Source organism: Enterobacter sp. fkY84-1, from assembly GCF_052974705.1.
The window spans coordinates 1,497,090-1,520,302 of the sequence record NZ_CP169393.1; the positions used below are offsets into that span (position 1 = coordinate 1,497,090).

19 protein-coding genes are annotated in these 23,213 nt (G+C 57.5%); 7 read left to right on the forward strand and 12 right to left on the reverse strand.

All coding sequences use genetic code 11. The annotated features are described in order from the left end of the window. Positions 1-29: 29 nt before the first annotated feature. Complete coding sequence (gene poxB, locus ACEPLT_RS07040) at positions 30-1,748, reverse strand: ubiquinone-dependent pyruvate dehydrogenase (RefSeq protein WP_232928266.1); 1,719 nt, start codon at positions 1,746-1,748, stop codon at positions 30-32. A gap of 151 nt (positions 1,749-1,899) precedes the next feature. On the opposite strand from poxB, the gene ACEPLT_RS07045 reads away from it, so the two are divergent. Next, a complete protein-coding gene (locus ACEPLT_RS07045; protein WP_232928269.1) occupies positions 1,900-2,334 on the forward strand; it encodes a DoxX family protein in 435 nt (144 codons plus the stop codon). Between the two features lie 91 nt (positions 2,335-2,425). On the opposite strand, the gene hcr is transcribed toward ACEPLT_RS07045, so the two are convergent. From hcr to aqpZ, 4 genes are all read right to left on the reverse strand, one after another. Then, positions 2,426-3,394, reverse strand: coding sequence for an NADH oxidoreductase (gene hcr, locus ACEPLT_RS07050; RefSeq protein ID WP_232928272.1), 969 nt, complete (start codon positions 3,392-3,394; stop codon positions 2,426-2,428). A gap of 10 nt (positions 3,395-3,404) precedes the next feature. Continuing rightward, positions 3,405-5,057: a hydroxylamine reductase gene (gene hcp, locus ACEPLT_RS07055; protein ID WP_232928286.1), complete on the reverse strand. Its 1,653-nt coding sequence runs from the start codon at positions 5,055-5,057 to the stop codon at positions 3,405-3,407. Positions 5,058-5,201: 144 nt separating this feature from the next. Further along, positions 5,202-6,101: a lysine exporter LysO family protein gene (locus ACEPLT_RS07060; protein WP_008499999.1), complete on the reverse strand. Its 900-nt coding sequence runs from the start codon at positions 6,099-6,101 to the stop codon at positions 5,202-5,204. Between the two features lie 169 nt (positions 6,102-6,270). Then, complete coding sequence (aqpZ, locus tag ACEPLT_RS07065) at positions 6,271-6,966, reverse strand: aquaporin Z (RefSeq protein WP_008499998.1); 696 nt, start codon at positions 6,964-6,966, stop codon at positions 6,271-6,273. A 290-nt stretch (positions 6,967-7,256) separates the two neighbouring features. Here aqpZ and ACEPLT_RS07070 point away from each other — a divergent pair, with 290 nt between their 5' ends. Beyond that, entirely contained in the window at positions 7,257-8,915 is a 1,659-nt protein-coding gene (locus tag ACEPLT_RS07070; protein ID WP_021240893.1) for an ATP-dependent endonuclease, read from the forward strand. Here the strand turns inward: ACEPLT_RS07070 and ACEPLT_RS07075 are convergent. Beyond that, positions 8,912-9,868, reverse strand: a complete 957-nt coding sequence (locus ACEPLT_RS07075) for a VirK/YbjX family protein (protein ID WP_232928294.1) — start codon at positions 9,866-9,868, stop codon at positions 8,912-8,914. The two genes, ACEPLT_RS07070 and ACEPLT_RS07075, sit on opposite strands and share 4 nt — an antisense overlap. A gap of 159 nt (positions 9,869-10,027) precedes the next feature. On the opposite strand from ACEPLT_RS07075, the gene macA reads away from it, so the two are divergent. Together macA and macB are read left to right on the forward strand one after the other, a co-directional pair. Further along, a complete protein-coding gene (gene macA, locus ACEPLT_RS07080; RefSeq protein ID WP_232928296.1) occupies positions 10,028-11,143 on the forward strand; it encodes a macrolide transporter subunit MacA in 1,116 nt (371 codons plus the stop codon). Then, positions 11,140-13,080, forward strand: coding sequence for a macrolide ABC transporter ATP-binding protein/permease MacB (macB, locus tag ACEPLT_RS07085; protein ID WP_232928308.1), 1,941 nt, complete (start codon positions 11,140-11,142; stop codon positions 13,078-13,080). The genes macA and macB overlap by 4 nt, the downstream gene beginning before the upstream one ends. Before the next feature lie 70 nt (positions 13,081-13,150). Here the strand turns inward: macB and cspD are convergent, their stop codons facing one another. Further along, positions 13,151-13,372, reverse strand: a complete 222-nt coding sequence (cspD, locus tag ACEPLT_RS07090; protein ID WP_008499993.1) for a cold shock-like protein CspD — start codon at positions 13,370-13,372, stop codon at positions 13,151-13,153. 267 nt (positions 13,373-13,639) lie between these two features. On the opposite strand from cspD, the gene clpS reads away from it, so the two are divergent. From clpS to ACEPLT_RS07105, 3 genes are all read left to right on the forward strand, one after another. Further along, complete coding sequence (clpS, locus tag ACEPLT_RS07095) at positions 13,640-13,960, forward strand: ATP-dependent Clp protease adapter ClpS (RefSeq protein WP_006174393.1); 321 nt, start codon at positions 13,640-13,642, stop codon at positions 13,958-13,960. Between the two features lie 27 nt (positions 13,961-13,987). Beyond that, positions 13,988-16,267: an ATP-dependent Clp protease ATP-binding subunit ClpA gene (clpA, locus tag ACEPLT_RS07100; protein WP_014831269.1), complete on the forward strand. Its 2,280-nt coding sequence runs from the start codon at positions 13,988-13,990 to the stop codon at positions 16,265-16,267. 417 nt (positions 16,268-16,684) lie between these two features. After that, the gene (locus tag ACEPLT_RS07105) at positions 16,685-17,134 is read left to right on the forward strand and encodes a hypothetical protein (protein ID WP_032674456.1); all 450 of its coding nucleotides are present in this window, start codon (positions 16,685-16,687) and stop codon (positions 17,132-17,134) included. Positions 17,135-17,205: 71 nt separating this feature from the next. Here the strand turns inward: ACEPLT_RS07105 and infA are convergent, their stop codons facing one another. From infA to trxB, 5 genes are all read right to left on the reverse strand, one after another. Next, a complete protein-coding gene (gene infA, locus ACEPLT_RS07110; protein ID WP_002211347.1) occupies positions 17,206-17,424 on the reverse strand; it encodes a translation initiation factor IF-1 in 219 nt (72 codons plus the stop codon). 284 nt (positions 17,425-17,708) lie between these two features. Beyond that, on the reverse strand, positions 17,709-18,413 hold the full coding sequence (gene aat, locus ACEPLT_RS07115) for a leucyl/phenylalanyl-tRNA--protein transferase (RefSeq protein WP_008499991.1): 705 nt from the start codon (positions 18,411-18,413) through the stop codon (positions 17,709-17,711). Positions 18,414-18,458: 45 nt separating this feature from the next. After that, positions 18,459-20,180 carry a heme ABC transporter ATP-binding protein/permease CydC gene (gene cydC / locus ACEPLT_RS07120; RefSeq protein ID WP_047747110.1) on the reverse strand — a complete coding sequence of 574 codons (1,722 nt, stop codon included), beginning with the start codon at positions 20,178-20,180 and terminating at the stop codon, positions 18,459-18,461. Next, positions 20,180-21,946, reverse strand: a complete 1,767-nt coding sequence (gene cydD, locus ACEPLT_RS07125; RefSeq protein WP_039266070.1) for a heme ABC transporter permease/ATP-binding protein CydD — start codon at positions 21,944-21,946, stop codon at positions 20,180-20,182. The genes cydC and cydD overlap by 1 nt, the downstream gene beginning before the upstream one ends. 114 nt (positions 21,947-22,060) lie before the next feature. Next, positions 22,061-23,029 (reverse strand): thioredoxin-disulfide reductase, encoded by a 969-nt coding sequence (gene trxB, locus ACEPLT_RS07130; protein ID WP_021240886.1) that lies wholly within the window; start codon positions 23,027-23,029, stop codon positions 22,061-22,063. Between the last annotated feature and the right edge of the window lie 184 nt (positions 23,030-23,213).

Genomic DNA, 23,213 nt, shown 5'->3' on the forward strand with positions numbered 1-23,213 from the left:
TTATATTTAAAAAGGCGATGCCAGATGTTTTACCTGAGCCAGTTGGTTTTTGCCAGTTCGATCACCTCGTCACCGCGCCCGCTGATGATCGCGCGCAGCATGTACAGGCTAAAGCCCTTGGCCTGCTCCAGCTTGATCTGCGGCGGGATCGCCAGCTCCTCTTTGGCGACCACCACATCGACCAGTACCGGGCCGTCGATGGAGAAGGCGCGCTGCAGGGCTTCATCCACCTCGGACGCTTTCTCCACGCGGATGCCGGTGATGCCGCAGGCCTCGGCGATGCGGGCAAAGTTGGTGTCGTGCAGCTCGGTGCCGTCCGTCAGATAGCCTCCAGCCTTCATCTCCATCGCCACGAAGCCCAGCACGCTATTGTTGAAGACCACGATTTTCAGCGGAAGCTTCATCTGCACCACCGACAGGAAATCACCCATCAGCATGCTGAACCCGCCGTCGCCGCACATCGCCACCACCTGACGCTCCGGCGCTGTCGCTTTTGCGCCCAGCGCCTGCGGCATGGCGTTAGCCATCGAGCCGTGGTTGAACGAGCCGAGCAGTCGGCGTTTGCCGTTCATTTTCAGGTAGCGTGCCGCCCAGACGGTTGGCGTGCCTACGTCGCAGGTGAAAATGGCATCGTCGTCCGCGAAATGGCTGATCTGCTGCGCCAGATACTGCGGGTGAATGGCTTTGTCGCTCGGTTTGGCGAGGTCGTCCAGACCCTTGCGGGCATCGCGATAGTCGCTTAGCGCTTTATCGAGGAACTTGCGATCGGTTTTCTCTTCCAGCAGCGGCAGCAGGGCGGCAAGGGTGGATTTGATGTCGCCCACCAGCGCCATATCGACCTTGCTGTGCGCGCCGATGCTGGCCGGGTTGATATCAATCTGAATGATTTTGGCATCCGTCGGGTAAAACGCGCGGTACGGGAACTGGGTGCCGAGCAGGATCAGCGTGTCGGCGTTCATCATGGTGTGGAAGCCACTGGAAAAACCGATCAGCCCGGTCATGCCTACATCGTAGGGGTTATCGTATTCGACGTGCTCTTTGCCGCGCAGGGCGTGGACGATCGGGGCTTTCAGCTTTCCGGCAAATTCCAGCAGCTCTTTATGCGCGCCCGCACAGCCGCTGCCGCACATCAGGGCGATATTACTGGCGTAACGCAGCAGCTGCGCCAGCTTTTTCAGCTCCTCCTCGGATGGGGTCACCACCGGCTGCGGGGCATGGTACCAGTGGGTGCTGGCTCCTTCCGGCGCGGCCTTGAGCGCCACGTCGCCCGGGATAACGACCACGGACACGCCGCGATTCAGCACGGCCTTGCGCATGGCGATCGCCAGAACCTGCGGGATCTGCTCCGGGGATGAAACCAGTTCGCAATAGTGGCTGCATTCACGGAACAGCTCCTGCGGATGCGTCTCCTGAAAATAACCGCTGCCGATTTCGGACGAGGGGATGTGGGCGGCAATCGCCAGCACCGGCACGTGATTGCGGTGGCAGTCGAAGAGGCCGTTGATCAGGTGCAGGTTACCCGGCCCGCAGGATCCGGCGCAGACGGCCAGCTCACCCGTAAGCTGCGCTTCAGCACCTGCGGCGAACGCGGCAACCTCTTCATGGCGGGTCGGCATCCATTCGATGGTCTTCATCTTGTTGAGGCTGTCGCTGAGTCCGTTCAGGGAATCGCCGGTGACGCCCCAGATACGTTTTACGCCAGCCTGTTCGAGCGTTTTCGCTATATATGCAGCCACGGTTTGTTTCATGGTTGTCCGTCTCCTTTTTGTGATAACGCTTACAAGCTTAGAAGAAAGTCTCCGTATTGCCCGTCACATCCCCCCAATTAAAAGGTGCTTTTCACGCGCAACGCTTCGGCATAATCTGATGATACCTCAGTGAAAAAAGGAATCATTTCAAATGGTTAAATCATTGTTAATTGCTGTTAATGAAAAGCTATCGTGCGACGATCTCGGCAAACTCTTGTTACGACTTGCCGTCGGTGGGCTGATGCTCTTTCATGGGTTGCATAAGCTGTTTGGTGGGGTGGGCTTTATCAGCGGCATGCTGGTGGAGAAAGGGCTGCCGGGGTTTATTGCCTACGGCGTGTTGATTGGCGAAGTGGTGGCGCCGATCCTGATTATTGTCGGGCTCTTTACGCGCCCGGCCGCGCTGGTGCTGGCGTTTACGATGATCGTGGCGTGGCTGATGGTGGGATTGGATGAGTCATTCGCGCTCGACAAGGTCGGGGCATGGGCGATTGAAAGCCTGGTGTACTTCTTTATCGGCTCGCTGGCGGTGGCGTTTTTAGGGGCAGGGCGGTTTGCGCTGGGGAAAACACCTGCGTGGCGGTAGGGGGGTTGTAGGCCGGGTAAACGCAGTGCCACCCGGCAAAAAAGCCCGGTGGCGCTGACGCTTACCGGGCCTACGAACGAACGTTTATTGTTTATGCGAGGATCAGATCGCCCTGCGGATGGCACGAGCATGCCAGCACGTAACCCTCGGCAATTTCCGCGTCGGACAGCGTCATGGTGCTGGTGACGGTGTACTCCCCGGAAACCACCTTTGTTTTACAGCAGCCGCACACCCCGGCACGGCAGGCCGCCGCCACCGGCACGTTGTTGCTTTCCAGCGCCTCCAGCAGCGTCGTGCCCACGCGGCCAAAGAAGGTCTGCGCAGGCTGCAGTTTGGTGAACTGAATCCCGCTGGTTGCCGCTTCCGCCACCGGCGTGAAGAACTGCTCTTTGAAGAAACGGGTCACGCCGAGCGCTTTCACGTCTTCTTCCACGATAGCCATGTACGGCGCCGGGCCGCAGGTCATCACGGTGCGGTTCGCGATATCCGGCACGCTTTGCAGCAGCTCGCGGCTCAGGCGACCGGGCACAAAACCGTGCGTCGCGTTGTGCTCAGCCACCAGCGTCACCGAATAATCACGCCACTCCTCGGCAAAAATGACATCGTCCGGAGAGCGCACGCTGAAGATCGCCTGCACGTCGGCCTGCGGGCGGTTTTTTGCCAGCCAGCGGCGCATCGACATAATCGGCGTTACGCCACAGCCTGCCGCCAGCAGCAGGAATTTATCGTCCGCTTTGTCGTCACAGGTGAATTCACCCTGCGCGTCGGAGAGCCAGATATAATCCCCGCGCTTCACGTCACGGGTCAGCCACTGCGAGCCCGCGCCGTCATCAATGCGGCGGACGGTGAGCGTGATGTATTCGCTGACGCCCGGCGTGGAAGAGAGGGTGTAGGCGCGCAGGGTGTCCGCCGAATGGCGAACGCTGACCAGCGCATACTGACCGGCTCGGTACGGATAGTAGTCGTGGCACAGCAGCGACAGCGTCCACACATCCGGCGTCTCCTGATGGATGTGATGCACCTGCATCCGCCACGGGCATTGTGAGGTTGGCATGGTCATAAATTACTCCTTACGCGCTCAACAGCTGCTTCATATCGTCTTCAACGTTGGTCACGGAACGCAGGCCGAATTTCTCGTTCAGCACGGCCAGCAGGTCCGGCGTCAGGAAGCCTGGCGCTGTCGGGCCGGTCACGATGTTGGTCACGCCCAGAGAGAGCAGAGTGAGCAGGATGACAATCGCTTTCTGCTCAAACCAGGAGAGCACCAGGGAGAGCGGCAGATCGTTGACGCCGCAGCCCAGTTTTTCCGCCAGCGTGACCGCCAGAATAATGGCCGAGTAAGCATCGTTACACTGGCCCGCATCGATCAGGCGCGGCAGGCCTTCGATGTTGCCGAAGTCCAGCTTGTTGAAACGGTATTTACCGCACGCCAGGGTCAGGATCAGGCAGTCTTCCGGCACGCGGGTGGCGAAATCGGTGAAGTAGTTACGCTCGCCGCGCGCGCCGTCGCAGCCGCCGACGAGGAAGATGTGGCGCAGCTTTTCGCGGCTGACGAGATCGATCAGCGAATCGGCGGCACCGAGCAGGGTTTCACGACCGAAGCCGACGGTGATCAGATGCGGGATCTCACTGTACGGGAAGCCTGCCATCTGCTGCGCTTGCGCTATCACCGGTCCGAAATCGTCACCTTCAAGATGGCTCACGCCCGGCCAGCCGACGATGCTGCGGGTCCAGATGCGGTCGTCATACGCGCCCACGGTCGGGTCGATGATGCAGTTAGAGGTCATCACGATAGGACCGGGGAAGCGGGCAAATTCCACCTGCTGGTTCTGCCAGCCGCTGCCGTAGTTACCGATCAGGTGCTTGAATTTACGCAGCTCCGGATAGCCGTGCGCTGGCAGCATTTCACCGTGGGTATAGACGTTAACGCCGGTGCCTTCGGTTTGCTTCAGCAGGTTGTAGAGATCTTTCAGGTCATGACCGGAGATCAGGATGCATTTGCCCTCGGTCGCTTTGACGTTGACCTGCGTCGGCGTCGGGTGGCCGTAGGTGCCGGTTTCACCCGCATCCAGAATGCTCATCACGCGGAAGTTCATCTGGCCGATTTCCATTGAGCATTCCAGCAGCGCGTTCATATCGGCAGGCCAGGTGCCCAGCCACGCCATGATTTTATGGTACTGGGCGTAGATGTCGTTATCGTACTGACCGAGCACGTGCGCGTGCTCCATATAGGCTGCCGCGCCTTTCAGGCCGTACAGGCACAGCAGGCGAAGGCCGAGAATGTTCTCGCCAATCGCCACTTTGTCTTTATTCGGCGTGAATTCTGCCGCCTGACGCTGCAGCTCGCCCAGATCGTCACTCACCAGCTGAAGGTCTGACATCGGGTTTTCCACGCGGGCGCTGGCATCCGCCTTCAGGCACTGCGCCTTCAGCGCTTCACGCAGGGCAATGGCTTCGCGGGCATAGCCGACAATGCGCGGAGAGTCGAAGTTAACGTTGGTCAGCGTGGAGAAGAAGGCGCGCGGGGCGAAGCTGTCGACGTAATGGTCGACAATGCCGTATTCGCGGGCTTTGCACGCCCATGCGGAAAGGCCTTGCAGGGCGGCAATCAGCAGGTCCTGCAGGTCAGATGTTTCTGCGGTTTTGCCGCACATACCCTGTGCGTAAGAGCAGCCATTGCCTGCCGGGGTACGGATGGTTTGTTCACATTGCACACAAAACATAATCACACCTGTTAAAGTTATATTTGATATACATGTTTAAGGTTATGCCTGTGCCAGAACGGAGAAAAGGGCTTTCTGCTACAAAATAGAGGGAGATTGATTTAGCGCAATTTTGGCGGCAGGCACCCTACCGCCAAAGAGGTATCAGGCCGAGAAGACGGCCATCAGAACCGGAACCAGCAGGCTTAAAATAAAGCCGTGAACGATGGCGGCGGGCACCATCTCCAGCCCGCCAGAGCGTTGCAACACTGGCAGGGTAAAGTCCATCGACGTCGCGCCGCACAGGCCCAGCGCGGTAGAGCGGCTGCGGCGAACCAGCCCCGGGATCAGCATAATGGCGAGCAGCTCACGCGCCAGATCGTTAAAGAAGGCGGCACTGCCGATGACCGGGCCAAAGGATTCGGTCAGCAGGATACCGGAGAGGGAATACCAGCCAAAGCCTGATGCCATCGCGAGGCCGGTTTTCAGCGGCAGATCGAGAATAAAGGCGTTAATGACGCCCGCCACCATGGAACTGGCGACCACAATGACCGCAACCATCATTCCCCGACGGTTTAAAACAATTTGCTTCAGCGTCATGCCATTATTTCGCAGCTGGATACCGATCAGGAACAGCAGGAAAATTAGCGTATATTCACTGGCCTCTGTCGCGTGCTGTAAAAATGCCCAGCCGGTCAGCCCAAGAAGAAAACCGAGCACCACGACGCCGCACAGTTTTAATGATTCCAGCGCCATCGCAATTCGGGAAGGCAGTTTTTCCTGATGATGATGGTTTTTCCACGGAACGGTGCGCTCAAGCCAGAATAATGCGGCGATATTACACAGCAAAATAACCACCACGGTGACCACCGAATAATGCAGGATGGAAAGCAGATTCGTCGCCAGATTATCCAGGAAGGCCAGGCTGATCCCCATAAAGAAAAGAATGACGTAAACAATCCAGCTGAGAAAACGGTTGATAAGCCGTAATGCGGATTCTCTGTGCAGCGGGATGAGATAGCCCGCAATCAGGGGCAGCAGAATAATGAGGAGTCCTGAAAACATGAACAGCCGGTCCTTTTGAGTATCTGTTGAGCGCCAGAGACACTACCCAATAAAGACTGTTCAGTAAAGCGGCAATAAAAAAGCCGGGTGGCGGCTGCGCCTTACCCGGCCTACAAGTGCACACTCACGTGGGTCGGGTAAGCGTTAGGCCACCCGACACCGCGCGCAATTAATCGCGTTTTTCCAGCAGCGTGCGGTACAGCACGCCACCCAGGATACCGCCGATAATCGGCATCACCCAGAACAGCCAGAGCTGCTCAAGCGCCCAGCCGCCCTGGAAGATGGCGACGGCGGTGCTGCGTGCCGGGTTAACGGAGGTGTTGGTGACCGGGATGGAGATCAGGTGGATAAGCGTCAGTGCCAGACCAATGGCAATCGGCGCGAAACCGGCTGGCGCGTGTTTGTCGGTTGCGCCGTGGATCACCAACAGGAAACCTGCGGTCAGCACAATTTCAATCACGATGGCAGACAGCATGGAATAACCGCCCGGAGAATGCTCGCCGAAGCCGTTAGAGGCGAAGCCGCTGGCCGCCGCGTCGAAGCCAGCTTTACCGCTGGCAATGACGTACAGAACGCCCGCTGCGATAATACCGCCCACCACCTGAGCGACAATATAACCAATTACCTCTTTCGCCGGAAAACGACCGCCGGCCCATAAACCTAATGTCACTGCCGGGTTAAAATGACCGCCGGAAATATGCCCCACGGCAAAGGCCATGGTTAATACGGTTAAACCAAATGCCAGCGCGACGCCGACAAAACCGATACCTAATTCCGGGAATGCTGCTGCCAGAACGGCGCTACCGCAGCCACCAAATACCAGCCAGAATGTACCAAAGCATTCTGCTGCCAATTTTCTAAACATAACCACCTCAAATAATTTTCCGCACGCTTTCCCGCGCGCGGGATATATCGCCATAAAGGGATGACGACTCAAAGAGTCCGTATTTTAGAAACCAATAACACCCCTTCGCCACTTAAATAAATTCGATTAATTTGATTTAAGGCAATGTGATGTCAATCCTTGTTCAAATCAGCGGTAAATAGAGCATAGACCAATTCTCGTCAGGGTGAATGTTGTGCTGTCGTGACAGGGCGCCTCCCGCTATACTGCTGATAACTTAAAGGAAAAAGTGAACATTGCGCGGGGGATTTATGCTTCTCGAACGTGTGGAAATTGTCGGGTTTCGCGGTATTAACCGCCTGTCGCTGCAGCTGGAACAGAACAACGTCCTGATCGGCGAGAACGCCTGGGGTAAGTCCAGCCTGCTGGATGCGCTGACGTTACTGCTTTCGCCCGAAGACGATCTGTATCACTTCGTTCGCGACGATTTCTGGTTCCCCCCCGGCGACGTGACGGGGCGCGAGAAGCACCTGCATATCATCCTGACGTTCCGCGAGTCCGAGCCCGGACGTCATCGGGTGCGTCGCTTCCGCCCGCTGTCACCCTGCTGGGTACCGTGCGATGACGGTTTCCACCGGATATTCTACCGGCTGGAAGGGGAGATGGCGGAAAACGAGGGCGTGTTGACCCTGCGTGATTTTCTTGATGAGAAGGCCAGCCCGATCCCGCTGGACAATATCGACGATCTTGCCCGCCACCTGATCCGCCTGACGCCGGTGCTGCGCCTGCGCGACGCGCGTTTTATGCGGCGCATTCGTAACGGTACTGTACCGAATATGCCGGAAGTGGAAGTCACCGCCCGCGAGCTGGATTTTCTGGCGAGAGAGCTGGTGTCGCGTCCGCAGAATCTGACCGACGGTCAAATTCGTCAGGGGTTGTCCGCAATGGTACAGCTGCTGGAGCACTATTTTTCCGAGCAGGGAACGTCGGAGTCGCGCCATCGCCTGATGCGCCGCCGCTCTCATGACGAACAGCGCAGCTGGCGCTACCTCGATATCATTAACCGGATGATCGACCGGCCCGGTGGTCGTACCCATCGGGTGATTTTGCTGGGGCTGTTTTCAACGCTTCTCCAGGCCAAAGGCACCGTGCGTCTTGACCGGGACGCCCGGCCGCTGCTGCTGGTGGAAGACCCGGAAACGCGCCTGCATCCCATCATGCTCTCCGTGGCATGGCATCTGCTGAATCTGCTGCCGCTCCAGCGCGTTACGACCACCAATTCCGGTGAATTATTATCGCTGACGCCGGTCGAGCACGTCTGTCGTCTGGTGCGTGAATCTTCCCGCGTCTCCGCCTTCCGCTTAGGCCCGGGGGGATTGAACGCGGAAGACGGGCGGCGTATCGCGTTTCATATTCGCTTTAACCGGGCGTCGTCGCTCTTTGCCCGCTGCTGGCTGCTGGTGGAGGGAGAGACGGAAACCTGGGTCATCAACGAACTGGCGCGCCAGTGCGGCCACCATTTTGATGCGGAAGGGATTAAGGTGATTGAATTCGCCCAGTCGGGACTCAAGCCGCTGATCAAATTTGCCCGCCGGATGGGGATCGAGTGGCACGTTCTGGTCGACGGTGATGAGGCGGGCAAAAAATATGCCTCGACCGTACGCAGCCTGCTGAATAACGAGCGCGAGGAAGAGCGCGACCATTTAACCATGCTGCCCGCGATGGACATGGAGCACTTTATGTATCGTCAGGGGTTCGACGACGTATTCCACCGAATTGCCATGGTGCCGGTCGATGTCCCGATGAACATGCGGCGCGTGATCGCCAAAGCTATTCATCGTTCTTCAAAACCGGATTTAGCCATTGAAGTGGCGACGGAAGCGGGGAGACGGGGCGTGGAGGCGGTGCCGACCCTGCTGCGGAAGATGTTTTCCCGCGTGCTGTGGCTGGCACGCGGGAGAGCGGATTAACGTTGAGTCGCCTGGTTCACCTGCTGAATCAGGCTGTCCAGCAGCGCGTAGCGGCGGCGATATTCGGAGCGTTTTTTGCTCGCAATCTCTTCCATCGGTTTACGCGGCATGACGAGTGGCAGCATGAAGTTGCCGCTATCCTGCTTTTCACCGCCGATGGAGATCCAGAAACTGTCGTAATCGGCCAACAGTTTCCCCTCTTTTTTCTTGCGGTAGCGCCAGCTGCGATAAATATGGGTATCGTTACTGACGGCGACAATCTGTTCTACCGGGAAGGCGCTGCCGAGAGTCATGGCGGCTTCGACCAGCAGACGTTTCGGGAACAGACCATGGCAGGCCTTCGTCGCACCCTGGATCAGCTCATGGGGAACGTGGGCTTTTGCGCCCTGCAGGCCGCCAATGAACAGCGTCGATTTTCCCTCAAACTGGCACAGGGTGAAGGTCATCTCGGCCAGCACCGTATTCTGATGGTCGCAGAAGGCGAGGGTGGCTTCCCCTTCTTTATCCAGAAACGCATCGGCGCACAGGCGGACGGTAAATTGCTCTTCATCTTTACCGGTTAAGGTGAGCAGCGTGAAGCCCTTTTTCGACAGATAGCCCGAGAGCAGCGATGCCGGCATATGGCGGCTCATCGTTTGATAGTGCCAGTTAAGGGACTCAAGGGCCTGCTGGCGATCCATATTCACCGTCAGCCAGGGGCGATGCAGACGGCACGGCAGTCCTGGCTGCACCTGCAGCATTTGCATCAGGCTCGGCTGTTTTGCAAGGCTCGTCAACAGGCGAGCGGTACTTACAGGCGTCGCCAGCGAACGTAGCATGAATTTACGTCGATAGGCGGGGTTTTGCCACGCCAGCCCTGGCGTGAGCTTACCGGAAGCCAGATGACTGAAGAGCTGCCAACCCGATGCAGGCTGTGGCAGGTTTGAAAAAGGTGTATCGACGATGGAAGACATGTTAGATCCTGCTTCTTGATGAAGATCTCCATTTCAGCAGGCGAACGTTCAACGTCTCGTAAACAAATTGTGACGATTTCGGAGAACAGGGGTTTCGTTGAGGAGTCGTTTAGATAGAATCAGCATTTATCATTGCCAGAACATTTATTTGGAATATTTATGAACCTCAAGGGAAAACGCAGAACGCTGTTTCTGCTGCTGGCGGTCGTGGTGTTAGCCGGTGGGTACTGGCTATGGCAGGTGCTGAATGCGCCGGTGCCGCAGTATCAGACGCTGATTGTTCGTCCGGGCGAACTGCAACAAAACGTCCTCGCGACGGGCAAACTTGATGCCCTGCGCAAGGTTGACGTTGGCGCACAGGTCAGCGGTCAGCTGAAAACGCTGTCGGTTGAGATTGGCGATAAGGTAAAAAAAGGCCAGCTGCTCGGCGTGATCGATCCTGAACAGGCCGAGAACCAGATCCGCGAGGTGGAAGCCACGCTGATGGAGCTGCGCGCGCAGCGTGCGCAGGCGCAGGCAGAGCGTAACCTGGCCCAGGTGACGCTGACCCGTCAGCAGGCGCTGGCCAAAACCCAGGCGATCTCGAAGCAGGATTTAGATACGGCCACCACGGAACTGGCGGTGAAGCAGGCGCAGATTGGCACGATTGACGCGCAAATCAAACGCAACCAGGCCTCGCTGGATACGGCGAAAACCAACCTCGACTACACCAAAATCGTTGCGCCGATGGCCGGGGAAGTGACGCAAATTACCACGCTGCAGGGGCAGACGGTGATTGCCGCGCAGCAGGCGCCCAACATTCTGACGCTGGCGGACATGAGCACCATGCTGGTCAAAGCCCAGGTCTCGGAGGCGGACGTTATCCATCTCAGGCCGGGGCAGAATGCCTGGTTTACGGTGCTGGGCGATCCGCAGACGCGCTACGAAGGCGTGCTGAAAGACATTCTGCCGACGCCGGAAAAAGTGAACGACGCCATCTTCTACTATGCCCGTTTTGAAGTGCCGAACCCGAAGGGCGTGCTGCGTCTCGACATGACCGCGCAGGTGCATATTCAGCTGACTGGTCTGAAGAACGTGCTGACCATTCCGCTCTCTGCGCTGGGTGAATCCGCCGGGGAAAGCCGCTATAAAGTGAAAGTGCTGCGCAACGGCGAAACGCGCGAGCGCGAAGTGGTGATTGGCGCGCGCAATGACACCGACGTGGTGGTGGTGAAAGGGCTGGAAGAGGGTGAGGAGGTTGTTGTCAGTGAAAGCCTGCCCGGAGCCGCGAAATGACGGCATTGCTTGAGCTGAAGGACATTCGCCGCAGCTATCCGTCGGGCGATGGGCCGGTGGAGGTGCTGAAGGGCATCTCCCTGCGCGTGGAAGCGGGCGAGATGGTGGCGATTGTCGGGGCATCGGGCTCCGGTAAATCGACGCTGATGAACATTCTCGGCTGTCTGGATAAGCCGACCAGCGGGACCTATCGCGTGGCCGGAACGGATATCTCCACGCTGGATGGCGACGCGCTGGCGAAGCTGCGCCGGGAGCACTTCGGTTTTATCTTCCAGCGTTACCATCTGCTTTCTCACCTCAATGCCGCGCAGAACGTGGAAGTTCCGGCGGTCTATGCGGGCGTCGAGCGGAAAAAACGGCTCGAACGCGCGCAGATGCTGCTGACGCGTCTGGGGCTGGCGGAGCGGGTGGAGTACCAGCCTTCACAGCTGTCCGGCGGCCAGCAGCAGCGCGTGAGTATTGCCCGCGCCCTGATGAACGGCGGGCAGGTGATCCTCGCGGATGAACCAACCGGGGCCCTCGACAGCCATTCCGGCGAAGAGGTGATGGCGATCCTGCACCAGCTACGCGATCAGGGGCACACCGTCATCATCGTGACCCACGATCCGCAGGTGGCGGCGCAGGCGGAACGGATCATTGAGATCCACGACGGCGAGCTGGTCAGCAACCCGCCGCCGCGTGAGTCCAGAGCTGCGGCGCCGAAAGAAGTGCTTCCGGCATCAACCGGCTGGGGACAATTTTCCAGCGGCTTTCGTGAGGCACTGACCATGGCCTGGCTGGCAATGGCGGCCAATAAAATGCGTACCCTGCTGACCATGCTCGGCATCATCATCGGTATTGCCTCGGTGGTGTCGATTGTGGTGGTGGGCGACGCGGCCAAGCAGCTGGTGCTGGCCGATATCCGCGCTATTGGCACCAATACCATTGACGTCTATCCCGGCAAAGACTTTGGTGACGACGAGCCTCAGTATCAGCAGGCGCTGAAATACGACGATCTGGCGGCCATTCAGAAGCAGCCGTGGGTCAACTCCGCCACGCCTGCGGTGTCGCAAAACCTGCGCCTGCGCGTGGGCAATGTTGACGTGGCGGCCAGCGCGAACGGCGTCAGCGGGGATTATTTCAACGTCTACGGTATGACCTTCAGCGAAGGGGCCACCTTTAACGCCGAACAGCTGGCGGGCAGGGCGCAGGTGGTGGTGCTGGACGCGAACTCGCGCAGACAGCTCTTCCCCAATAAAGCCAACGTGGTGGGCGAAGTGATCCTGGTCGGCAACATGCCTGCCACGGTCATCGGTGTGGCGGAAGAGAAACAGTCGATGTTTGGCAGCAGCAAGATCCTGCGCGTCTGGCTGCCCTATGCCACCATCTCCGGGCGGATTATGGGGCAGTCCTGGCTCAACTCCATCACCGTGCGCGTGAAGGAGGGCTACGACAGCGCGCTGGCCGAGCAGCAGCTTGAGCGGCTGTTAACCCTGCGCCACGGGAAGAAGGATTTCTTCACCTGGAATATGGACGGCCTCTTGAAAACGGCGGAAAAGACCACACGTACTCTTCAGCTGTTCCTCACGCTGGTGGCGGTGATTTCGCTGGTCGTCGGCGGTATCGGGGTGATGAACATCATGCTGGTGTCGGTAACCGAACGTACACGGGAGATTGGCATCCGCATGGCGGTCGGGGCCAGAGCCAGCGACGTGCTGCAGCAGTTTTTGATTGAAGCCGTGCTGGTGTGTCTGGTCGGCGGTGCGATGGGGATTGCGCTCTCGATGATGATCGCCTTCGCGCTCCAGCTCTTTTTACCCGGCTGGGAGATTGGCTTCTCGCCGGTGGCCATTATTACCGCATTCTTGTGTTCGACCTTTACCGGCATTTTGTTTGGCTGGTTGCCCGCCCGCAACGCGGCGCGGCTGGATCCGGTGGATGCGCTGGCTCGGGAATAACCCGAAAATAAAAATGCCAGCCGATCGGGCTGGCATTTTGACTGCGGGATGTACACAATAAAACAGAGAGCTATGCAACCGTCTCTGCTTCAATGGGGACGATAAGGCTTGCATGATTGCCTTTTGGTCCCTGGTGTACATCGAACCGGACGGACTGCCCGGCTTTGAGCGTTCTGTAACCATCCATCTGAATGGTGGAATAGTGAGCGAAGATATCCTCGCCGCCGCCTTCGGGGCAGATGAAGCCAAACCCTTTGGCGTTGTTGAACCACTTAACAGTACCCATTTCCATGCTTCGACATCCTTCGTAAATCTTATAAGTTAAGATGGAATGAACCGGTGGTGGAGTGGGGGCTGTTCAAAACCTCGCCATCTCACGCTTGTACAATTTAGAGAAACGAAAGAAGTCGTCAAGCGTTTGGCGCTGGAGATGGGACAATAATCAACCAAAGTTTGAAGCAGTTAACGCTATTGCAACAGTTTGTGACAGACATCGCGGATGACAGTAATAGATGATTGTTATCTAACATCTGAGGTAGATTCAAAGTGGTTATGCAAAATGGGTAAGACCAACGACTGGCTGGATTTTGACCAGCTGGCGGAAGACAAAGTGCGTGACGCGCTAAAACCGCCATCTATGTATAAAGTTATGTTAATGAACGATGATTACACGCCGATGGAATTTGTTATTGACGTGCTACAAAAGTTCTTTTCTTATGATGTAGAACGTGCAACGCAACTGATGCTTACCGTTCATTATCGTGGCAAAGCTATCTGCGGCATCTTCACTGCCGAAGTGGCGGAAACCAAAGTGGCGATGGTGAACGACTATGCGAGGGAGAACGAGCATCCGTTGCTGTGTACGCTGGAAAAGGCCTGATAAGGCATAAAATTGGGGGAGGTGCCTATGCTCAATCAAGAACTGGAACTCAGTTTAAACATGGCTTTCGCCAGAGCGCGTGAGCACCGACATGAGTTTATGACCGTCGAGCATTTACTGCTCGCACTGCTTAGCAACCCATCTGCCCGCGAAGCGCTGGAAGCCTGCTCCGTGGATCTGGTGGCGCTACGTCAGGAACTCGAAGCCTTCATCGAACAAACCACACCGGTGCTGCCAGCCAGTGAAGAGGAGCGCGACACGCAGCCGACGCTCAGCTTCCAGCGTGTGCTGCAGCGCGCGGTATTCCACGTCCAGTCTTCCGGACGTAGCGAAGTGACTGGCGCAAACGTCTTAGTCGCCATCTTCAGCGAGCAGGAGTCACAGGCTGCCTATCTGCTGCGCAAACACGAAGTCAGCCGCCTCGATGTGGTTAACTTTATCTCTCACGGAACGCGCAAAGACGAGCCTAACCAGGCCTCGGATTCCAGCAATCAGGTCAATAACAATGAAGAGCAAGCAGGCGGGGAGGATCGTATGGAAAACTTCACCACCAACCTTAATCAGCTTGCTCGCGTTGGCGGTATCGACCCGCTGATTGGTCGCGATAAAGAGCTGGAGCGCGCGATCCAGGTGCTGTGCCGTCGCCGCAAGAACAACCCGCTGCTGGTGGGAGAATCTGGCGTGGGTAAAACCGCAATTGCCGAAGGGCTTGCCTGGCGCATTGTGCAGGGCGACGTGCCGGAAGTGATTGCCGACTGCACCATCTACTCGCTGGATATCGGCTCGCTGCTGGCGGGCACGAAATACCGCGGTGATTTTGAAAAACGCTTCAAGGCACTGTTAAAACAGCTGGAGCAGGACACCAACAGCATCCTGTTTATCGATGAGATCCACACCATCATCGGCGCGGGTGCGGCCTCCGGTGGCCAGGTGGATGCGGCTAACCTGATCAAACCGCTGCTCTCCAGCGGCAAGATCCGCGTGATTGGGTCTACCACCTACCAGGAGTTCAGTAACATCTTTGAGAAAGACCGTGCGCTGGCGCGCCGCTTCCAGAAAATCGACGTGACCGAACCGTCCGTCGAGGAAACGGTGCAGATCATCAACGGCCTGAAACCGAAGTACGAAGCGCACCACGATGTGCGTTACACCGCGAAAGCGGTACGTGCGGCGGTGGAGCTGGCGGTGAAATACATCAATGACCGTCATCTGCCGGATAAGGCGATTGACGTGATTGATGAGGCAGGGGCGCGTGCGCGCCTGATGCCGGCCAGCAAGCGTAAGAAAACCGTTAACGTGGCGGATATCGAGTCCGTGGTCGCCCGCATCGCGCGTATTCCTGAGAAGAGCGTTTCTCAGAGCGATCGCGATACGCTGCGCACGCTCGGCAATCGCCTGAAAATGCTGGTCTTTGGTCAGGATAAAGCCATTGAGGCCTTAACCGAAGCGATCAAGATGGCCCGTGCCGGGCTGGGGCATGAGCACAAGCCTGTCGGCTCCTTCCTGTTTGCCGGCCCGACCGGCGTGGGGAAAACCGAGGTAACGGTTCAGCTATCCAAAGCGCTGGGCATTGAGCTGCTGCGCTTTGATATGTCCGAGTATATGGAGCGTCACACCGTCAGCCGTTTAATTGGTGCGCCTCCGGGATACGTGGGCTTTGATCAGGGCGGTCTGCTCACCGACGCGGTGATCAAGCATCCGCACGCGGTACTGCTGCTCGATGAAATCGAGAAAGCGCACCCGGACGTGTTCAATATCCTGCTGCAGGTGATGGACAACGGGACGCTGACCGACAACAACGGGCGCAAAGCGGACTTCCGTAACGTGGTGCTGGTGATGACCACCAACGCCGGGGTACGTGAAACCGAGCGTAAATCTATCGGCCTGATCCACCAGGATAACAGCACCGATGCGATGGAGGAGATCAAGAAGATCTTCACGCCGGAGTTCCGTAACCGTCTGGACAACATCATCTGGTTCGATCACCTGTCTACCGAGGTGATCCATCAGGTCGTGGACAAGTTCATCGTCGAGCTGCAGGTTCAGCTGGATCAGAAAGGCGTGTCGCTGGAAGTAAGCCAGGAGGCCCGCAACTGGCTGGCCGAGAAAGGCTACGACCGTGCGATGGGCGCCCGTCCGATGGCGCGTGTGATTCAGGACAACCTGAAGAAACCGCTGGCGAACGAGCTGCTGTTTGGCTCGCTGGTGGACGGCGGCCAGGTGACCGTGGCGCTGGACCAGGCGAAGAACGAACTGACGTACGATTTCCAGAGTGCAGCGAAGCACAAGCCGGAAGCGGCTCATTGATTTCTTACGTAGGTCTTAAAAACCGGGCAATAGCCCGGTTTTTTTATGTCTGCTTTTCTCCCTCTCCCTGTGGGAGAGGGTTGGGGTGAGGGCAACAGACCGCTGAGGAATTTTGCGAGGCGCTTTCCAGTTTCGTACGACGTTGGTTGCTGGATAAATCCACAGTAATAAAATGGCGGCGCACCTGCAAAATCAGGTGCCGGGATTGGCGTCCTGAAAGTGTGTGAGCAGCAGTAATGCTGCAGGCTTCGTTCGCCCTCAGGAAAAGGGTATAATTCTGCATCTGGCGGGCGAATCGGAAGCTTCTATTGAAGCGCCAGTAGCACACACACTGGTACGCCAATTCCTTTTCGTCCGCCGCCAGCAAATTGGCGTTTACTGCGGTGGTAAATTCAAAGTGTGTGAAGGAATTACCCAATGAATACAGAAAACAATTTCGCCCATTTATACAGCGAACTCTCCCTCAATCCCGATCTTCCTACCTTGGCCGAGCGCTGCAACCTGCTCACCGAAATCCTGCTGGATTGCAAATCACTCCCACAAACGCAGCCCGTATGTCTTTGCCTCGCGGCTTATCTGGAAGAGGTAAAATCCGGCCTCACAGAATCCATGCGTGATTTTCAGATAGTGGAATTTGAGGACGAATCGGAACAACCGCGACAAAAGGAGTGGCTGCTAGAAGATACAGAAACAAAGTGTGATTACTGCCGGGCGTTGAATCATGTGTTGCTGGTATCGCATTTTGACCGCGATATGCTGCCGCACCTGACGGGATTACTCCATGACATGGCTCATTCTATGGCGGGGGATTTAATCGCTCCTGCACAACCGTGGATGACAATACTTCTTCCGACGCAGCAACACTAACGCCACAAATAAAAAAGGCCGGGATTAACCCGACCTTTTAAATATTCATCTGCCATTACAGGCGAAAACAATTAGCGACTACGGAAGACAATGCGGCCTTTGCTCAGGTCGTACGGGGTCAGTTCAACAGTCACTTTGTCGCCCGTCAAAATGCGGATGTAGTTTTTGCGCATTTTACCGGAGATGTGCGCAGTTACCACGTGACCGTTTTCCAGCTCTACGCGAAACATGGTATTAGGTAACGTATCAAGTACGGTACCCTGCATTTCAATATTGTCTTCTTTGGCCATCTAATCCTCTGGGGTATCACTACCAAGTTTTGAACCGGCAAGATAATGCCGAAATTCATCAATTAAGTAAAGAATTGCGCGTTTGAAACGCAGCAAAACAGTTTCGGCGCATTGCCCAAGCGTCACGGTACAACCGAACGGAAAGCGCATTCGTAAAGGGGATACAACAGGATAAACGTCAGGACGTTATCTGAAGCGAAGGTCCCAAACGGCGGCGGGGCAACAGGCAGAAGCTACTCTGCGGCGTAATTATAACACCCTCACAAAAAATATGCGGAAAACATTTAGGCATTGGGCATAAAGAGCGTTCTCGGTATCCAGAAGTCGCGCGGGAGCTTTTCCTGACGACTGGCATCCAGATGCTCGATGTACTGGCGTCGCGGTATCTCAACGGCGCCGAGGGAAGCCGTGTGCTCATTGAGCACCTGACAATCGATCAGGCGTCCGCCGCGCTGGGCAAATGCCTGGCAGAAGACCAGCAGCGCTGTTTTCGAGGCGTTAACCGCGCGGGAGAACATCGACTCACCGCAAAACAGCGTCCCCTGCGCCACGCCATACATGCCGCCGACCAGTGCTCCGCCGTCCCACACCTCAATGGAGTGCGCGTAGCCAAGCTCGTGAAGCTGGTGGTAGGCGGTAATGATATCGCGGGTTATCCATGTTCCCTCAAACCGGTCTTCGGCACAGCCTTCAATGACCTGACCAAAGGCGTGGTTCAGGGTGACGCGGTACGGTGATTTTGCATGGAAACGCTTCATGCTGCGGCTCAGGTGAAACTGCTCTGGCCACAGCACGGCACGCGGATCGGGAGACCACCATAAAATCGGGTCGCCGGGAGAAAACCAAGGGAAGATGCCGCGCTGGTACGCCATCAACAGCCGCGCAGGGCTGAGGTCACCGCCAAGGGCCAGCAGCCCATTGGGCTCACGCAGCGCCCCTTCCGGAGAAGGGAACGCGATGTTATGACGAGAAAGCTGGACCAGGCGCATGACAGCAAAACTCCAGTACGCGAGTGAGGACGCTACAAATATAGTCTACAGACGCTGTTTAAACTGGAAGTAGCGACCCTGTTTCGCCAACAGCTCTGCGTGACTACCTTGCTCAATAATGTGTCCGTTGTCCATCACAATTATCCGATCAAAACTCGCCAGTCCGCGCAGGCGGTGCGTGACCATCAGGACGGTTTTACCGGTCATGACATTGGCCAGCAAATCAAGGATTTGGCTCTCGGTCGTGGCATCCAGTCCTTCAGTGGGTTCGTCAAGCAGCATCAGCGGCGCATCGTGCAGCAGCGCGCGCGCAATCGCCAGACGGCGCAGCTCTCCGCCGGAAAGCTGACGACCGCCTTCACCGAGCCAGCTGTTCAGTCCATCGCCCTCAAGCAGCTTATGCAGACCGGCCTGTTCCAGCACGGCGCGAAGCGCATCATCAGAGGCCTCTGGCGCAGCCAGCAGCAGGTTATCGCGCAGGGTGGCGCTAAACAGATGCACCCGCTGCGGAACGACGCTGACGGTTTTGCGCAGGGCCTGCTCGCTGAAATCGGTCAGCAACGTATTATTAAAACGAATCTGACCGCGCTGCGGGTCCCAGGCGCGGGTCAACAGCTGCAGCAGCGTCGATTTACCGCAGCCGGTACGGCCGAGGATCGCAATCCGCTGACCGGCATTCACAGAAAGGGTGATACCGTCCAGCGCGTTCTGCGCCTGTTTGTCATAGCTGAAGGTAACATCTTCAAGCGTCAGCGCAACCTGCTCAGGGACAGCGGTCTGCACGGCACTGAACGTGACTTCAGGCTCCTGCTCGGCAATCTGGGTGATGCGCAGGGCAGAGGCGATGACCTGTCCCAGATGCTGGAAGGCGCCCGTCACCGGAGCCAGCGCTTCAAACGCGGCCAGCGCACAGAAAACGAAAAGGGCAATAAGCGGACCTGGCTGTGTGTTTCCCCCAATATCGCCGGAAGCCAGCCACAGCATGGCAATCACCGCCACGCCGCCGATCAGCATCATCAGCGCCTGAGAGAAGGCCGTCAGCTCCGACTGACGGCGCTGGGCCTCATGCCAGTTCAGCTCCGTACTTTCCATCCGCGCGCGGTAGCGCTTGCTGGCACCAAAAATGGTCAGCTCTGCCTGCCCCTGAAGCCAGGCGGTCAGCTGCTGGCGGTAGTCCCCGCGCAGGCGCGTCAGGTTTTCCCCGGTGGATTTCCCGGCGCGGTAAAACAGCGGCGGCAGAACGATAAGCGTCAGCAGCATGATCCCGCCCAGCGTCAGCGCAACGGGAACATCCAGAACAGACAGCCCCAGCGTGACCACCACAATCACCACAAACGCGCCCACGATAGGGGAAATCACGCGCAGGTAAAGGTGATCCAGCGTGTCAACGTCCGCCACCACGCGGTTAAGCAACTCGCCCTGACGAAAACGCGCCAGCCCGGCAGGGGAGAGGGGCAGCAGTTTGCTGAAGGTATAGATACGCAGGTGCTGCAGTACGCGGAAAGTGGCGTCGTGGCTGACCAGCCGTTCGAAATAGCGCCCGGCAGTACGGGTGATAGCGGTACCGCGAACCCCGGCGGCCGGAAGCATATAGTTGAAGCTGTATAATCCGGCGAACCCCGCGACGGCCGAGGCCGACAGGAACCAGCCGGAAAGCGTGAGCAGGCCGATGCTGGCGAGCAGCGTGACAATCGCCAGCACAATCCCCAGCGTCAGCATCCATTTGTGGCGTTTATAGAGCGCAAGATAAGGCAGCAGAGCGCGCATTAGATATCCTCCTGACGGTTTGCCAGCAGGGTCGCAAATGGCCCCTGGGCGGCAACGAGAGAGGCGTAGTCGCCTTGCTCAACAATACGGCCGTTTTCCATGACCCAGATCTGGTCCCAGTCGGCAATCCCTTCCAGCTGGTGGGTGACCATCAGGGTGGTTTGCTGCAGGGAGGCGGCGTTAAGCGCTTCCATTACGCGCTGCTCGCTGTGTGCGTCAAGGCTGGCTGCGGGCTCGTCCAGGAGCATGAGCTGGCATGGGTTAAGCAGCGCGCGGGCAACGGCCACACGCTGCGCCTGCCCGACCGACAGCCCGGCGGACTGGTCGCCGACTACGGTATCCACCCCTTGCGGCAGCAGCGGCAGAAATTCGCTGACCCAGGCGCGGTCGAGAACCGATTGCAGCTCATCTTCACGCGCGTCCGGGCGCGCCAGAAGCACGTTTTCGCGCAGCGTCGCGGCGGGAAGCTGCGGGTTTTGGCCTACCCAGCTGAGCTGTTTACGCCAGGCGTCAGGATCAAGGTTGCGCAGTTCGGTTTTGTTGATTCGCAGTGAACCCGTGTAGGCCATAAAACCGGATAGCGCGTTCAGCAGAGAACTTTTCCCGGAACCGCTGATGCCGACAAGCACCACGCGTTGTCCGGCAGGTAAGGTAAAGTTCAGCGGACCGGCGAGCACTTTGCCTTCGGGCGACAGAATGGAAAAGTCCTGCGCTTCAATGGTCACGGAGTCTTTAGCATTCAGCGTTACATCACCGCGCTCCGGGTGGGCCAGCGGCGTTTCCAGGAACGTTTTCAGGCTATCGGCGGCGCCAACCGCCTGGGCTTTGGCGTGATAGAAGGTCCCCAGATCGCGAAGCGGCTGGAAAAACTCCGGCGCCAGGATCAGCGCCAGGAACCCGGCGGAAAGGGTCACCGCCGTGCCGTAATGGCCGAAATCCAGCGCGCCGAGGTAGGAGAAGCCGAAGTAGACCGCCACGAGGGCAATCGACAGTGAGGTGAAGAATTCCAGTACGCCGGAGGACAGGAAGGCGAGGCGTAACACTTCCATGGTGCGCTGACGGAAGTCCTGCGACGCCAGGCGAATATTTTCAGTTTCTGCTTCACCGCGGCCAAAAATGCGTAACGTCTCCATGCCGCGCAGGCGATCGAGAAAATGACCGCTCAAGCGACCCAGTGCCAGGAAGTTTCGGCGGTTGGCATCCGCGGCCCCCATCCCGACCAGCGCCATAAAAAGCGGGATCAGCGGGGCGGTGCCCAGCAGAATTAGCGCTGCCATCCAGTTCACCGGGAAAATGGCGATCACGATCAGCAGCGGAACGAAGACGGCAAGGGCCATCTGCGGCAGATAGCGCGCGTAGTAGTCATGCATATCGTCAATCTGCTCAAGGATCAGCGTCGCCCAGCTACCGGCCGGTTTACCCTGGATCCACGCGGGCCCGGCTTCCTGAAGCCTGTCGAGCACCTGACGGCGGATCTCGTAGCGGATGTGCTGTCCGGCGTGAAAACCGACGCGCTCACGCAGCCACACCACCCAGGCGCGCAGGATAAAAATCAGGATCAGGACAATAAAGGGCAGCAGGAGCGCTTCGCGGGGAATGTTCTCCATGATCATGTGATTAAGAATGCGGGCCAGCAGCCATGCCTGGGCAACAATCAACAGACCGCTGATGAAACCCAAAATACGGGAAATCGTAAGCCAGCGGCGGGAAAGAACGCTTTGCTGTTTCAGCCAGCGTGTTAACTCTTGTTGACGGGTTTTTTCCATTGCGTACTTTGCAGGTGACGTTATTAGAAGTTGGGCAGCGCAATGTTACAACGGGGAGACAATAAAGGCGACTTATCGCCGCCTTTATTTACGTTTGTTACTGACTTGTAAAGATTATTTACCTTGTTCAGCCAGTCCATCGAGGTAGCGTTCAGCATCCAGCGCGGCCATACAGCCGGTGCCCGCAGAGGTGATCGCCTGACGGTAAATATGGTCCATCACGTCGCCGGCCGCGAATACGCCCGGGATGCTGGTTTGAGTCGCATTACCGTGAATGCCGGACTGCACTTTGATGTAGCCGTTTTCCAGCTCCAGTTGGCCTTCGAAGATTGCGGTGTTCGGGCTGTGGCCGATAGCCACGAACAGACCCGCCACTTCCAGCGTTTCGACGTTATCGGTGTTCTGGGTATCACGGATACGCAGACCGGCAACGCCCATCTGGTCGCCCGTCACCTCTTCCAGGGTGCGGTTGGTGTGCAGCACGATGTTGCCGCTTGCCACTTTGTCCATCAGGCGTTTGATCAGGATCTTCTCCGCGCGGAAGGTCTCGCGACGGTGGATCAGGTGCACTTCAGAGGCAATGTTGGCCAGATAAAGCGCTTCTTCCACCGCGGTGTTACCGCCGCCGATAACCGCGACTTTCTGGTTGCGATAGAAGAAACCGTCGCAGGTGGCGCAGGCAGAAACCCCGCGGCCTTTAAACGCTTCTTCGGATGGCAGACCGAGATAACGGGCAGAGGCGCCGGTAGCGATGATCAGCGCGTCACAGGTGTATTCACCGCTGTCACCCGTCAGGCGGAACGGACGGTTCTGCAGGTCGACCTTGTTGATGTGATCGAACAGAATTTCGGTTTCGAATTTAGCGGCATGCTCGTGCATGCGCTCCATCAGCAGCGGCCCGGTCAGGTCGTTCGGGTCCCCTGGCCAGTTTTCCACTTCGGTGGTGGTGGTCAGCTGACCGCCTTTTTCCATGCCGGTGATGAGTACCGGGTGCAGGTTAGCGCGTGCAGCGTAGACCGCCGCGGTATATCCCGCAGGTCCAGAACCAAGGATTAGCAGCTTACTGTGTTTGGCCGTGCCCATGAGATCCCCATTGTTGTTGGCAGACATTTGGCTGGATTGTAGGGAATTTGTTGCCGTAAAAAAAGAGCGCAGCAATTTTGATATCAATCTGTGTAATAGCCGTGGACGATGAATCGCGCGCGATAACATCACGCTTTCTTAAGAAAACCGGTCGTTTATAAGGCAATAAAATGAGGATTAATAC